Annotated in this window: 13 protein-coding genes and 1 pseudogene; 5 read left to right on the top strand and 9 right to left on the bottom strand. The window is 54.6% G+C overall.

The features are described 5' to 3' along the window. Positions 1-27: 27 nt before the first annotated feature. From ACIN8IBEIGE_RS15420 to ACIN8IBEIGE_RS15440, 5 genes are all read right to left on the bottom strand, one after another. Positions 28-597: a DUF1285 domain-containing protein gene (locus tag ACIN8IBEIGE_RS15420; RefSeq protein WP_160015427.1), complete on the bottom strand. Its 570-nt coding sequence runs from the start codon at positions 595-597 to the stop codon at positions 28-30. Positions 598-600: 3 nt separating this feature from the next. Further along, complete coding sequence (locus ACIN8IBEIGE_RS15425; RefSeq protein WP_160015428.1) at positions 601-1,203, bottom strand: DUF4823 domain-containing protein; 603 nt, start codon at positions 1,201-1,203, stop codon at positions 601-603. A 76-nt stretch (positions 1,204-1,279) separates the two neighbouring features. Then, on the bottom strand, positions 1,280-2,170 hold the full coding sequence (locus tag ACIN8IBEIGE_RS15430; protein WP_160015429.1) for a radical SAM protein: 891 nt from the start codon (positions 2,168-2,170) through the stop codon (positions 1,280-1,282). Positions 2,171-2,196: 26 nt separating this feature from the next. Then, entirely contained in the window at positions 2,197-3,165 is a 969-nt protein-coding gene (locus tag ACIN8IBEIGE_RS15435) for a GTP 3',8-cyclase MoaA (protein WP_160015430.1), read from the bottom strand. A gap of 79 nt (positions 3,166-3,244) precedes the next feature. Then, positions 3,245-3,883, bottom strand: a complete 639-nt coding sequence (locus ACIN8IBEIGE_RS15440) for a TetR/AcrR family transcriptional regulator (protein ID WP_090247979.1) — start codon at positions 3,881-3,883, stop codon at positions 3,245-3,247. 76 nt (positions 3,884-3,959) lie between these two features. On the opposite strand from ACIN8IBEIGE_RS15440, the gene ACIN8IBEIGE_RS15445 reads away from it, so the two are divergent. Beyond that, entirely contained in the window at positions 3,960-5,093 is a 1,134-nt protein-coding gene (locus ACIN8IBEIGE_RS15445; protein ID WP_160015431.1) for an aminotransferase class V-fold PLP-dependent enzyme, read from the top strand. A gap of 297 nt (positions 5,094-5,390) precedes the next feature. Here the strand turns inward: ACIN8IBEIGE_RS15445 and ACIN8IBEIGE_RS15450 are convergent, their stop codons facing one another. The 4 genes and pseudogenes from ACIN8IBEIGE_RS15450 to ACIN8IBEIGE_RS15465 all read right to left on the bottom strand — a co-directional run. Next, positions 5,391-6,173, bottom strand: a complete 783-nt coding sequence (locus tag ACIN8IBEIGE_RS15450; RefSeq protein WP_160015432.1) for a TatD family hydrolase — start codon at positions 6,171-6,173, stop codon at positions 5,391-5,393. Between the two features lie 60 nt (positions 6,174-6,233). Beyond that, a complete protein-coding gene (locus ACIN8IBEIGE_RS15455) occupies positions 6,234-6,590 on the bottom strand; it encodes a PilZ domain-containing protein (protein WP_090238100.1) in 357 nt (118 codons plus the stop codon). A gap of 36 nt (positions 6,591-6,626) precedes the next feature. After that, positions 6,627-7,613, bottom strand: a complete 987-nt coding sequence (locus ACIN8IBEIGE_RS15460) for a DNA polymerase III subunit delta' (protein WP_160015433.1) — start codon at positions 7,611-7,613, stop codon at positions 6,627-6,629. Further along, positions 7,606-7,944: pseudogene (locus ACIN8IBEIGE_RS15465) on the bottom strand (dTMP kinase); the annotation flags it as partial. The gene ACIN8IBEIGE_RS15460 and the pseudogene ACIN8IBEIGE_RS15465, both read right to left, overlap by 8 nt. 115 nt (positions 7,945-8,059) lie before the next feature. Between ACIN8IBEIGE_RS15465 and ACIN8IBEIGE_RS15470 the strand changes: the two are divergent. The 4 genes from ACIN8IBEIGE_RS15470 to ACIN8IBEIGE_RS15485 all read left to right on the top strand — a co-directional run bounded on the left by ACIN8IBEIGE_RS15470 (position 8,060) and on the right by ACIN8IBEIGE_RS15485 (position 14,169). Then, positions 8,060-8,872, top strand: a complete 813-nt coding sequence (locus ACIN8IBEIGE_RS15470; RefSeq protein WP_256665189.1) for a deoxynucleotide monophosphate kinase — start codon at positions 8,060-8,062, stop codon at positions 8,870-8,872. Between the two features lie 255 nt (positions 8,873-9,127). Continuing rightward, positions 9,128-11,071, top strand: a complete 1,944-nt coding sequence (locus ACIN8IBEIGE_RS15475; protein WP_160015435.1) for a hypothetical protein — start codon at positions 9,128-9,130, stop codon at positions 11,069-11,071. Then, positions 11,064-13,166 carry a tyrosine-type recombinase/integrase gene (locus ACIN8IBEIGE_RS15480; RefSeq protein WP_160015436.1) on the top strand — a complete coding sequence of 701 codons (2,103 nt, stop codon included), beginning with the start codon at positions 11,064-11,066 and terminating at the stop codon, positions 13,164-13,166. The genes ACIN8IBEIGE_RS15475 and ACIN8IBEIGE_RS15480 overlap by 8 nt, the downstream gene beginning before the upstream one ends. Then, positions 13,159-14,169, top strand: coding sequence for a hypothetical protein (locus tag ACIN8IBEIGE_RS15485; protein WP_160015437.1), 1,011 nt, complete (start codon positions 13,159-13,161; stop codon positions 14,167-14,169). The genes ACIN8IBEIGE_RS15480 and ACIN8IBEIGE_RS15485 overlap by 8 nt, the downstream gene beginning before the upstream one ends. Positions 14,170-14,377: the final 208 nt, after the last annotated feature.

Consider the following 14,377-nt stretch of genomic DNA (forward strand, 5'->3'; position numbering starts at 1 on the left):
AATACAACCCGCCAGCGGGAGAGCCAATCAGTCCGGCTGAGGGCCGATAGGGAAGAACTCACCACCGCTCCACACACCCAGCCAGGTTTTACCATCGAGCTCGCGCGGTACCGCTAGCTCAACCAGCTGATAAAACACATTGCGGTGGATCAGCGCTTCAAGATTGCTGCGCACCAACACATAGGGTGCCGGTTCTTCGGTCACAGCATCCAGCTCAACCCGCAGCGGATGCTCGGCCCCGGCCACCACCTCGTCCTCGACATTGGTGACAAAGCGCAGCACCTGCGTTTCGCCCTCACCTTCCACCTGCAGACTGACCACCACAAAGGGCGCGTCATCAACCTGGATGCCGACCATCTCCACCGGCGTCACCAGCACGTATTTATCGCCATCACGGCGAATAATGGTGGAAAACAGCCTGACCATTGGCTTGCGGCCAATCGGCGTCCCCATGTAATACCAGGTGCCATCGCGGGCGATGCGCATATCGATGTCGCCACAGAACTCCGGATGCCACAGGTGCACCGGTGGCAAGCCTTTGCCCTCGCCTTTTGGTATCTGCGCCAGCAGGTCGCCGGCCTTGCCTGTGTCAGTCATCACTCAATGCCCCAAGCCTATCAAACGCCGCGCGTAATCCTGCAGCGCCGGACCGATCAGATCCTCCGGCTTGGCATCATAAAGCGTCAGGAAGCCTCCGCGGCTACGAATGCGCGTGGTGTCGACCAAATAGCGGGTATTGGTCTCGATCAGCATCAACTGAATCACCCCGCGATCAGTACCCAGACGGTCCAGCGCCTCCTGATCTTCCCATTCCTCCACGGTGCCGATACGGTCATCGGCATAGGCGAAACGGCTGTACAGCAGGTAATGCGCACCCGCCTCGCGCGCCTGCGCCAGCGACTCTTCCAAGCCTAGCGGCGCCTTGGCGCGGCGCACCATGGGGAAATACTCGATAAAGCCCTTGTAGGCCTCTTCAGCCACCACATTGGGCCGCGGATAAGCACCACCTGGCGGCACGAAATGCCCCTGGGCGATATAGATGAAGGAATCGCCCTGCAAGCGCCACGGGCTGGCGCGGCGCGTCTGGCTATGGTCAAGCACGCCGACATCGCGCAATTGATAAATCGCCTCATCTGCCAGATCACTGGCCTTCATGCAGCCGCCCAGCAGCAACACACTCATTATCAGCAACAGACTACGCATCATGCCTCTCCCGCTGCCGGTGACAGAAAACCGGCGGATAGCGCTTAGATGCAGATTTCACGCCAGTGAATCTGCATCATAATCCGCGCTGCCACTCCTGACGCAAACGCGCCTGCTGCGGTTGCTCGATCGCCTGCCGCACCTGCGCCAGTAAACGCTGCTTGTCAGCCCCCAGAGTGCCCTTGAGCACCAAGTAATTGGAGGCATGATCGCTGCGGAATACCGTATCGCGCAGCTCCAACCCTTGCAGCAGGCGCTCGACCTCGACAAACAGCTCATGCTGGCCGAGCGGCTGAAAATCGGCAAAACCCTGACGAAACCGCGCCTCCCCCATAGGAAAACTCACCACCAGAGTCGAGAGAAATTCCGGCTGCGACTCATTCATCAGGCGCGCCGAATTATCCGCATGCTGCTCGCTCAAGACCGTGCCACCCAGACCATTGAGGATCATCACCGAGCGGGTGATACCCGCCTGGCCGAGCTTTTCCAGCGCGCTCAGGCTGGACTCATAGGTCTCACCCTTGTTAGCCCGCGCCAGCACCTCGTCATCACCGGATTCGCAACCCACATACGCCATACGCAAGCCGGCGCCAGCCAGCTCCTTGAGCTCATCCACCGACTTCTTGCGCAAGTTGCGCGGCAGGCAGTAACTCGATACCCGCTCAACCTCCGGCATGTGCTCGCGGATCGCCTGCAAGATGGTCAGCAAACGCCGCGTCGGCAGCACCAGAGCGTCACCATCGGCGAGAAACACCCGCTGCACGATCATCCGCTCGCCGGTCAGGCGAATCTCTTCGAGCACCTGCGCTTCATCACGGGCGCGGAATTTCTTCTGTTCCTGAGTGTACATTTCGCAGAACGTGCACTTGTTCCAGGAGCAACCATTGGTAACCGGAAGAATCAGCGAATGGGCTTCGCTGGGCGGCCGGAACACCGGCTCGATATAGCTGATGGGGAAATCTTGCATGCTCTTCACTCGGTACAGGGGCGATCTCAGCCGCCAATAATCTTCATCACGGTTGCACCGCCGGAGAACGCCACATCCTGCTTGTCGCCCAGCGCCTTCATCAGCAGCCCCTGCAGCGCCGGTAACGCCTGGTGCCGTGGCTTGTCGAGCAGATCGCCGACATAGTGACGATTGCTCGATGACAGACAACCATGCAGCCAGCCAGTCGAAGACAGCCTCAGGCGCGAACAGGTACGGCAAAACGGTACGCTTTCATTGGCAATCACGCCGAAATGGCCGACACCAGGAATGGCGTAACGCAGCGCCGTAGCATCCAGCGCAGCGTGGGCCTGGACATAGTCGTAGCGGCTGCCGATCAGCTCCAGCAGTTCGGGCATGCCGATAAACTGACGCTGAAACCCGTTGCCGTCGCGGGCCAGATGGCCCATGCGCATCAATTCGATAAAGCGCAGCTCGAAGCCATTGACCAGGCAGTAGTCGAGCAGCGGCAGCACCTGATCGAGGTTCTGCCCGCGCAGCGGCACCATATTCACCTTGATCTGCATCCCCGCCGCCCGCGCCTGCTGCAGGCCATCGAGCACGGTCGCCAGATCGCCGCCACGGGCGATGCTGCGAAATGCCGCCGCATCGAGAGTATCCAGGGAAATATTCAAGCGGCGAATGCCGCATTCCAGCAGCAGCGGTAGCTTGCGCGCCAGCAGCTGACCATTGCTGGTCAGGCTGATATCGGTCAAACCGAGCTGGCTGACGCCGCGCAAAAAGCTGTCCAGCTTGGGGCTGACCAGCGGCTCGCCACCGGTGATACGCAAGCGCTCAATGCCAGCCGCTTCGATCAGGTAGGCCACGCCGCGCAGCATGGCCTCGGCGGACAACTCATCCTGCGCAGCCACCAGACGTTTGCCGTCTGGCACACAGTAGGTGCAGGCATAGTTGCAGGCGGCGGTCAGGCTGACGCGCAGGTTACGAAAACGCCGGCCCTGGCGGTCAACGATCATACGCGTCTCCAGCAAAGGTAGGCGCCGAGTATAAGTGCGCCACCCGCGCAGCAGACTGCTTATCCACGCGCTGAATACCTCAGCTAGCCGGGGTATCACCCTCACGCTTGCGCTTGTTGCCCATGCGCACGCCGATGTCCATAAGGAACTGGAAGAAGCCTTCCTGATCTTCCAGCACATTGCTCCAGAACGGCGAGTGGTACAGCGCCACGGCACCGTGCACCAGTGCCCAGGCGGCGCAGTAGTGGAAATACGGCGGTACGTCTTCCAGCTTGCCTTCGGCAATGCGGCCCTTGATCAGCTGGGTCAGGCGTTCGAAGTTGGAAGCGCGAATCTTGTGCAGTTGCTCGACCATCTCCGGCACCTGGTTGCCCTTGACCACTTTCTCTTCCAGTCGGTCAAACAGGCGGTATCGCTGCGGGTCGCGCATGCGGAACTCGAAGTAGGCGCGCGACAGCGCTTCCTTGTCGCGGTCAACATCCGCCGAGTGCAGCAACTCGTTGAGATCGCGCTCGTAGTCGAGCATCAGGCGCAGGTAGATCTCCGCCTTGGATTTGAAGTGTTTGTAGATGGTGCCTTTACCGATACCAACCGTGTCGGCAATCATCTCCACAGTCACGCTGTCTTCACCCTGATCGAGGAAGAGCTTCAGTGCTGTGTCGAGAATTTCCTGTTCGCGGCGGCGAAACTCACGGACCTTGCGGGGTTCTTTATGCATAAAAGGACTACGGGGTCAAAAAAACGAAGGCGCGTATTATGCCTAACTAACGGCAAATTGCACGGATCATCCGACCATGTACGCAGTTCATGACGAGTTTCCGCAACTTCCCGGCCTGCGCTATCTGAACCACGCAGCCGTTTCCCCCTGGCCACAACGGGCCGTCGATGCGGTTAGCCGCTTTGCCATCGAGAACGCGCAAACCGGCGCCCGTGACTACCCAGCCTGGTTGCAAGTCGAGCGGCGCCTGCGCGAGCGCCTGCAGCGTCTACTTAACGCGCCCTCGCATAGCGATATCGCCCTGGTGAAAAACACCTCCGAGGCGTTGTCCTTCGTCGCCTTCGGCCTGGATTGGCGGCCAGGCGATCAGGTGGTGATCAGCGATGAAGAGTTCCCGTCCAACCGGATTGTCTGGGAAGCACTCGCGCCCCAGGGCGTCGAGGTGGTGCAGGTCAATCTGCATCAGGGCGATGCCGAAGCCGCCCTGCTCGCCGCCTGCGGGCCGCGCACCCGGTTGATAGCGATCAGCGCCGTGCAATACGCCAGCGGTTTGCGCTTGGATCTGCCGCGCCTGGGCCAGGGCTGCGATGCCCGCGGCGTGCTGTTATGCATCGATGCCATCCAGCAACTCGGCGCCCTGCCCTTTGATGTGCAGGCCAGCCGATGTGCTTTTGCCATGGCCGACGGCCATAAATGGCTGCTCGGCCCGGAAGGACTCGGGGTGTTCTATTGCCGCAGCGACCTGCGCGCGCAGCTCAAGCTGCATGAATACGGCTGGCATATGCTCGAACATGCTGGGGACTACCAGCGCACCACTTGGGAGCCCGCCCGTAGCGCCCGGCGTTTTGAGTGCGGCAGCCCAAACATGCTCGGCGCCATGGCCCTGGAGGCCAGCCTGTCGCTGCTGGAAGAAGTGGGCATGACGGCCGTCGAAAGCGCCCTGCAGGAGCGCATGCAGTGGCTACTGGATGGACTGGGCAATATACCCGGCGCGCATCTGCACAGCGCCGTGGAGCGTCAGCAACGCGCCGGCATCCTGACTTTCAGCCTGGACGGCTGGGACAACACGGCCTTGTTCGGTCAACTGAAACAGCAGCAAGTGATCTGCGCACAGCGCGGTGCAGGCATCCGCCTGTCGCCGCATTTCTACACAGCACCCAGGGTGATTGAGGAGACATTGGCACTGCTGCAACAGCTGGCGACTGCTTGAGAACTCAGCAGCGCGATCCGTATTCCAAATCCGTTTAAGAATGCCGGCAAACGGCCTGGACGTTCGGCAAACTTCACCAATACTGATAAGTACTGGTGTGCGGCGTATCCCCCAAGCGCCCCGTCAGGCAAGGTACCGTGGACCGCGTACCTTGATTTACTCCTAATGGTCTTAACCCGGTCTCATCCCCCAGAGCCCGGGTTTTTTTTGCCCGCCACTCATGGCGAATCCCCATCGGGCCGCCGCTACGCGATGTTAAAAATTGCTCAAAGCAATTTTTCGCTGATTCTTAGGAACTCAGCTCACCCGAGCCAGCGGGAATAGGCGCTTGAAATTAGCAGTGGTCTGCTCAGCCAATTGCTCAAAGCTCACCCCCCTTAGCACTGCTAGATACTCGGCCACATCACGCACGTATTCCGGCAAGTTCGGCTTGCCGCGATGCGGGATAGGTGCCAGATAGGGCGAGTCGGTTTCCACCAGCAAGCGATCAGCAGGTACTTGGCGCGCCACTTCACGCAGCGCTTCGGCATTACGGAACGTGACGATACCGGACAGAGAAATATAGAAGCCGATATCCAACGCGGCCTTGGCCATTTCCCAATCTTCGGTAAAGCAGTGCAGCACTCCGGCTTGCGGCAGCGCCGCTTCACGCAGCAGCGCCAGGGTGTCGGCACGCGCCTCGCGGGTATGCACGATCACCGGTTTGCCGGTAATCCGCGCCGCATCGAGGTGCAGACGAAAAGATGCTTGCTGCAGCGCAGCGGACTCTGGCTCGTAGTGATAGTCCAGTCCGGTTTCGCCGATGGCCACCGCCTGCGGGTGGTTCAGCTCACCCAGCAGCCAGTCCAGCGCTGGCGCCGTACCAGGCTCAAGATCCAGCGGATGCACACCGACCGAGCAATCGACATCGGCATAACGCTCAGCCAGGCCTTTGACTGCAGCGGCGTTGTCGGCGCTGACGCCAATACACAGAAAATGACCAACGCCGCGCACCCGCGCAGCATCCAGCGCCGCATCGAGCGAACCGCCATGGGCGGCCAGATCAAGGCGATCAAGGTGACAGTGGGAATCAACCAGCATGGGAAGCAATCACTTGAGAGTCACTGCTCCCAAAGGAGCAGCACAAAGGGGAACGGCGAATTACATGGTGTGCGTCGGGCGATCCGAGGTCAGCGCACCAGCCAGGTAGGTTTCGATCTTGTTGCGCGCGGTGTTGTCGCCATCATTGAACTGCACACCCACACCGGCAGCGCGATTGCCTTGCGCGCCCTTCGGCGTGATCCACACCACCTTGCCGGCGACCGGAATCTTTTCCGGTTCGTCCATCAAGTTGAGCAGCATGAACACTTCATCGCCGAGCTTGTAGCTCTTGTTGGTGGGAATAAACAGGCCGCCATTCTTGATAAAGGGCATGTAAGCGGCATAGAGCACGGATTTGTCCTTGATTGTCAGCGACAAAATTCCGTTACGCGGGCCCAAGTTAGGAGGCAGACTCATGCGGCATTCCTGATTTTATTCACTTAATGGCCGATTCTAGCCCGGTCCGGGCAAGCTTGCCCACTGCACCAGCAAGGCTTCGAGAAGCAAGACACGGTTAAGGTTAGCCTTGCCGAGGACTTTCTGGCGCTGCGCCAGCAACCAATCCTGCATGTTCAGCACTTTTGGTTGCGAGGCTTTATCCGCCAGGTACTGCACCACCTTGCGCATATCGGCTTGACCGAGGCCGTCTTCATCACGGGTCAGTTGATAACGCAGCATCAACTGTGACCACTGACAGAACCAGTCGAACAGCAATTGCAGGGACACCGCATTCCAGCTTTCGGCCAGCTGGCTGGGAGAAATCTGCTGTTTGAGCAGTTTCTTCACCCCTTCGACCACCTGCGCACGCTGCGCGATAACACCCTGCTCATGCATCTTTACCGCCGCCAGCGGCGAACCGGCGGCCAGGAACAGCAACTCGCGATGCTCTTCCGCGCTACAACCTGGCAACGCCTGCTGCAACCACGCCAGACTCATTGCCTCGCTTGGCAGCGGGCAAGCCTGCTGCACGCAGCGGCTTTTCACCGTCGGCAACAGGCGGCTGGGTTGATGGCTGATCAGCAACAGAACAGTATTGCCGGACGGTTCTTCCAGGCTTTTCAGCAAGGCGTTGGCCGCATTGATATTCATCGATTCGGTCGGCTCGACCAGCACCACCTTGCGCCCGGCCAACTGCGCGGTCTGCACCACAAAGCTGACCAGCTCACGCACCTGATCAACCTTGATCGCCTTGTCAGCCTCTTCCGGCTCCAGAATGTAGTTATCCGGGTGGGTGCCAGCCGCCAGCAGATGGCAGGACTTGCACTGGCCACAGGCATCCAGGCCAGCGGGCTGCTGGCACAACAGCCGCTCCATCAGCCGCTCAGCCAACGCGCGCTTGCCGATACCGGCCGGCCCGTGCAGCAAATAGGCATGGGCATGCTGCGCGCGCCCAGCCAGTCGCTGCCAAAGTGAATCCTGCCAGGGATAAGCGTCAGCCACGCTGCAGCTCCAGCAGTTGCGGCAGCAGCTCATCCAGAGCGCGCTGAACCTGACTCAGAGATTGCGAGGCATCCAGAATGCGATAGCGTTGCGGTTGCTCGGCAGCGCGGCGCAGGTAAGTCTGGCGCACTGCATCGAAGAACTGCCGGCCTTCCTGCTCGAAGCGATCCAGCCGACCGCGCGCTGCAGCACGGGCCAGACCCACTTCAACCGGCAGATCGAACACCAGGGTCAGGTCCGGGCGAAGTGAGCCCTGAACAAATTCCTCCAACAAGGCGATACGCACCTCGGAGAGACCCCGACCACCGCCCTGATAGGCGTAGGTGGCATCTTGTTTCCCGTTTGTTGCTAACGTAAACACAGAAGAATTATAATCCATTTTATAAAATGTAAACGTAACAGAGCCCAGGATTCATGAGGGCTTGAGCGAAAACTAGGAGCCCTACATGAGAACGATCATCGGCCTTGCTGCCCTAGCTAGATCTGGAAAAGACACCGTAGCGTCAATGCTTTTGGCCTACCCCGGTGTAGCTGCCTATGCTTTGGCCGATCCACTGAAATTGGGTTGCCAGGCGCTTTTCGGCTTGACCGAAGAGGAGACCTGGCAGGATGACATCAAGGAAAAAAAGATCCAGCTCTGGGGTTGCTCACCGCGAGAATTCTTTCAAACCGTTGGAACTGAATGGATGCGCCATCATAACGCAGACCATTGGTTGATGAGAGCTGACAGGGAAATCAATCTCCCCGCGCTCCCGCGAAGCCCCGACTTCCCGATCAACCTCGATCTGCCCCAAGCACCGTTCGCTCTCGCATCCCAAGCGATTTACGGCTTCACCGATGACCAAGCCTGGAATCCTAACAGAGCTCATATAAAGGATGGGTATTGGGGACTAAGCCCCGCCCAAGCTCAGGCTCTCTTGCGTCGTCATGCTCTGGCGATGTTCCCCAACTATTCCGCACGAAGGCTAGATCGCCAAGTCAGCATCGCTAAGCGTCGTGAACAAATCCCTCAAGACGCCACCACGATCATCATCAAAGACGTTCGCTTCGAAAATGAGGCAGCGTTCCTGCGTACTCACCACGGAAAAATCTGGCACATCGTCCGCCCGGATGTCCTCAAGGTCAAAGCACACTCATCAGAATTCGGGATCAACAAGTCTCCAGAGGACATAGTCATTGTTAACGATGGATCGCTGAGTGACTTGAAGATGCTTGTGGACAAGGCGTGGCTTGCGCATAACAAAAATAATAATAAGTAACATAAAGCGATCACCAACATGACAGCCAACGCTCACCCGATCACAAGCATCACCACGTCAAATGACGTGAGTGTAAAGTGCCGCTACTTAGATAGCTCTAACTTTACGGCATCCTCCAATATTTGTAAGATGCTACATTGGCTATTTGTGCTTTACTGCCCCGACAGAACCCACTCGCATGCTTACTTGCTGAGGCAGGCAATAGAACATTTCTTGGACTACAGAGCACTACATAACCAAAGAAACCCTCAGTCCTTGCAAGTTTCAAAATACACCGACATAAACTCAGAAGTTTTTTTGGGATATGTCGACTATCTTCGTGAAAAGGATGTTCCTCTTGCATGCGCACAAGGACTCAGGCAAGCGATTGCGTCAGTAGCAAAGGAAAATGAGAACTTCCCCCCCATTACCCTACCTCAGGTGGAGGTCGCCGCAAACGGAGGCACCCCTCCTTTGGAGCCTGACGGTTTCAAAACCCTGCAAAATGCACTAATCACACATTCTGGTTTAATGCGGCAGAAGCTTACATTTCGCCTTCAGGTAGATTCGGTAAGACCATATACCGCCGAAGAGGTGATGGATACAGTTCGTCCTAAAGCAACAAAGGAGAATCTGATCAAGTGGGCTTCATACTGTATTGCGTCGAAAAGCAGGCCAAGAGACTCTGTTTACTACAATCGCTTTTTGATTAGCACCGATCCTGAAATCAGGGCGCTGCCTCGAAATAAAGATGGCATAAAACAATTTCACGGGATTTATGATCGTGACGTGCACCTATTCCCGTGCAGCAGCGTTGAAAACCCCTTTGACACTGGCGGCTTCGCAAACTGGCCCATTGACTACGCTCGGGCAGTAAAAACCTTCGTCGCTCACGGTTTTCCTTTTAGCCTTGACCTAAATAAGTTAAATACTACTTACACCCATACATCGCTTACAGTAATACCAGACGATTGCGACGACATTGTAAAAATCCTACTTCACCGCATTACAACGGCTAACCGCAGTAGCAGCAAAAATCGAGTTCTGAGGATTGACGAGCTCCTCTCGCTTTACTACCCAAACATTGTGGACATGACATCAACAGTCATGTTTCTGATGCTTCAGTCAAACTGGAACAAAGAAACGGTGCTTGCGCTCGACAAGGACAATTTCGAGCACGCACTGACTAGCGCTCTAGAGTCCAATGTAAGAGTAATTTTCTCGGAGAAAAATAGGTCACAAGAGCCTGGCATTCCCTTTGACGTACCCAAGCGAATGATCAGTGCATCCAGAGACGATGAACCCTATAGCACGTTCAACCTGATCGTTCTTGCCCAAGATCTATCCACTGCGCTTGAAGATTACCCGTTCGACCATTTCCCCGCACACATCAAAGCAGATCGGCTAAATCCATTGTTCTTGTGCATAAGGCCATGGGCGGAGTGGGAGAAAGCAGGACGTCATACCTCGATAGCCCACCCTAAAACCTTCCGAGTAGGGGTGCAGCAGTTCCTTAAGCAGTATGAAGTCATTGATGGAGGTAAACGACTAACCACGGCAAAAGAACTGACCCGTCGATTACGCCCAACTTGGCTCCAGTACAAGAAGAAGCACAACCCAATTGCACTTTTGTCATCGTCGCTTGGACATGCTGACCGAGAGACCACAGACATTTTCTATGACAACTCGACGGCAGCAAAATACGAGCGTCTTAGGCGGCTGCGCTCCGAACTGGAAAACATTGTAACCCTCCTAAGGAGTCGCCAGTTCAAGGGGCTTATCGGAAAGAAGGCGCAAGCTGATGCCTCTGCCAATATCAAAATCTTCCATATCCCAGGAAAAGAACGTGCTCTGTGGGGCTGCGCAGATCAGAAGAGTCCAGACTGGCCAGGATCGGAGCATTTAGTAGGCAAAGGACGTAAATGCTCCGCAATTGGGCAGTGCATCTTTTGCAGCCAGGTGCGGATCTTCGAAGACTCGTTGCCATACATGATGGAGCGCCTTTCACACCTAGAAGAATTTCTCGGAGACCAGTCGGATATTGGATTCCAGTCTCGTTTCGAAAAAGAACTAGAGACAATCCAATACATACTCGACGAATGGGGTGATGAAGATGAGATCGCAATGGCGGCCAGGTATCGCCGCTATAACTCACCTCTTCTTCCTCGCGACCTAGCGGCCCTAGAGATCATTTTTGAAAGTGAAGCCCACGATGTCTAATAAGAAATCAAAAGACACATCAAACTTTAGCTTACAGCACGAATCTGATTCCCCGCAGCCCGAATTGGAGACTGACGACGCTGAATCTCTTGGGCTCGAAGATGACGATGCTCTGCTCAACGAGATAGATGAAGACAATGACGAGTCCGTCCTAGAGGAGTTGGAAGCACTCGCTGAGGAGCTCGATACGAGCTTTTCCGTCCCGTCGCTATCACTTACCGCAAAGCTCAAGGAAACATGGGGAGACTTCCCTGTGAGCGAATCATCTATGTATCGGGACAGGATGTGGAAGCTCAGCCATGGAACACACGCCTTCCCGAACAACATTCGCTTCGACCGAGAGCTACCTGGCTCAAACGATCTGAAGCGCGCTTTGATTTACTACGTTATCCCTCAGTTCTCCCCATTTAGCTACATACGCGCGTGCAGCACTACAAAAGCCTATGGTAATCATTACAAGCTGCTAGAGCAGTACATATTTGAGCCAAATAAGCTCTCAGCCGAGCCGAAGTGCATCAAGATGATATCGGTTCCTATGTTAGCTAACGCCTTTGAGGACGCCCGTAGCAAGGGGGCCAAGAGCGATGCCTTCAACCTTTTCAAACTAGTAAAGCACTGGATCAATCTTTCTGCGCACAAATTAATTCCAGAGGAGCTTCGACTGGAAGTAGACCTTCGGAAGATCGACACCCCAGAAAGGCGGAAAGAAATCGTCGCATCTCGATTCAAAGGAACGCTGGATGGGTGGACTTCGTACTCAGAAGAAGACCTAGAGGTATTGATCAACTACGCACTTTTCTGGGTCGAAGGTGTAATGCCTAAACTGGAAGAGCTTAAAAACTTCCTGATCAACGAAGACCTTATTTCTCTTTCTGACCAGACGGTAACCAGAAAAGAAACGTTTGTAGAGCTTGAACGGGCCATGACGATCACCATAGAGGGTGAAAGCGTTATGACACCAGCTAAAAATTTACGCTACCACGGGGATACCCCGTACTTTACTTATTCGTGGATTACAGCATACGCAGAAGCTCTAGATCGGGTTCGTAATGCGGTTTTCATCTTGATGGCCCTTGTGACTGGAGCCAGAAAGGCTGAGCTTGCAGTTATGCACTTCGACGACTTAATCATAGAAGGTGGCGAGTACTGGCTCCGAATAACGCGGTGGAAGACAGCAAAAGACCCCATCAAAGGCGAAACCGACAAGTTGCCTCTTCCGAATTTTATCGGCGAGATGCTGCTGAAGTACAAAGAGCTGCGGAGCTTTGCTCCATTCACCAAGCAAGGCTGGCTCTTCCAGACTCAAAAATCTAACAAGACGGTAAACAAAGCCACCCCGGCACTGATTAATTACGTAATCATTCAGCTCAAATCAGAATTACCAATTGATCGCCTACACTGCCACCGCTTCCGCAAAACAATCGCCGAGATTCTTATTAATCGAGATGAACGAAATGTAGACATCATCAGGGCTTTGTTTGGCCACAAGAGCTATGCAATGACCCTTCGCTACATTGCACGCAACCCTCTCATGGTTCGAAGCGTTGCCATTGCAATTGAGCAAAACTACACCGAAGATTTTCACGAGATCGTTGCAGGAATCCGCCTTGGCACCTATTCCGGTGATGCGGCGCATCGAATCTTCCAAAAAATTAGTCTTCGTCCCGATGAGTTCAGCGGCAAGAACATCAGATTGTCTTTACTTAGCTTCATAATTCACCTGCTCGAAGCCGGCGAACCGCTGTTCATTCGCCGCACAGCAGTAGGGACATACTGCCTAACAGGAGAGCGTTTCAACGAGGACAACCTTCCTCCCTGCTTAATTGGAAAGCATATTTCTGGGGAACTTATATTGCCTGCTCCGGAGAACTGCCAACCTGAATGCAAGAAGGTTGTGATCCTTGGATCGGCCAAACAAGCGCTATCCGATAACATCAAGTTCTACTCAAGCATACTCGACGCTGCAAATGGAAAACTATCCATCAAAGCCGAGCATGATCTGCAACGCCGCATTGCGGCAACGAGAGTTCATTTAGATAACCTGGAATCGACTGGCCACTCAGCAAGCCCACTCATAGAGGCCAAACATGTCTAACTCATCCGAAAGCAATGCGTGCCCTACTCAGAACTCGGATGGAGAGGCGATCTCTGAAAGACGCGCGATCATTATCAAAATCATCACCGAGCACTATCTGTCGGGTAGCACAGCCAAACTGAAGCTCGTAGATATTGCAGAGCGCGCCGGCATTAGCAGGCAAGCTCTAGATCGCTATTACAAGGATCTCAAGCCATTCATAGCAGGTAAGAAAGATATCGCTGACCTGGTAAATGGCAACGAGACCAAGTCCCTGATACGCACTCAGTCAGCAGTTAATGAGACTGAAAGCAAGTGGAAACAACGAATTCGCGAAATCGAGGCTCGACACGAGCGTCAGTTAGAGTCTGCACTGAACAGCCATGTAACCTCGCTCATGAACACTGATATCGCTTTGTTTGAGAGCACTACTCTTCGCAGCACACTTGAAAAACATGCTCTTCACAATGCCGAGTTAAAAAGGCAGGTTCAAGATCTAGAGCTAAGTGCGGGGTTAGCAGTATCTCAAAGAGCGACCGCCACCTCCCCAAGCAAGAAATTAGTGTTCAATGTTGATATTGAAAGATTCTGCGCCTCATATCAACTCGACAAGGATATATCGAGCTTCGAAGACAAAAAGCTCGACGCCATCGTCAAGATTCGAGAGAAGATAAAATCCTTTAAGGACTCGCCCGAAGTTCACGTGGTGATTTTTGCCGAGCGCTATATATCCGATTTTCAATCCTTTACTGATGAGTTTCTCGGCCCCCCTGGGGAGTTCACCATACTAGTACGGCTCCCCCTCTTCTCACGAAGCGAAGTGACGGGCTTTCTCAAGCATGTACCAACTGAATTCAAAAGAAGCATTCACATCCCATTTCAAAGCTCTGAGGCCACGAAAAAGGCCCATCGTTCATTCTTCTACAAGAATCCATTGCCCGACATGGAAATAAAGGGTGCAGACACAGCAGATAACCCCGTGATGTCTTGGGGCTTTGATAGCATACTGTCTTTCAAAGTTTAACTACCACTCACATTACAAGCCCAATAATTAAAATGCTTAAAATCTCCATCAAACAGATTCAATATAAAAGCATTGAAACATCCCTGGATGTTAAGCACTGCATCCTTGTTGCGCACCATAATAACAAAAATATTCTAATTTCTCACCCCAATGTATTTCTTTACAGCGCGACACGCTCCTCAATCAAAACTTCAATTAGATATGCTAA

Source organism: Pseudomonas sp. 8BK (assembly GCF_902506475.1).
In the GTDB taxonomy this organism is placed as follows: domain Bacteria; phylum Pseudomonadota; class Gammaproteobacteria; order Pseudomonadales; family Pseudomonadaceae; genus Aquipseudomonas; species Aquipseudomonas anguilliseptica.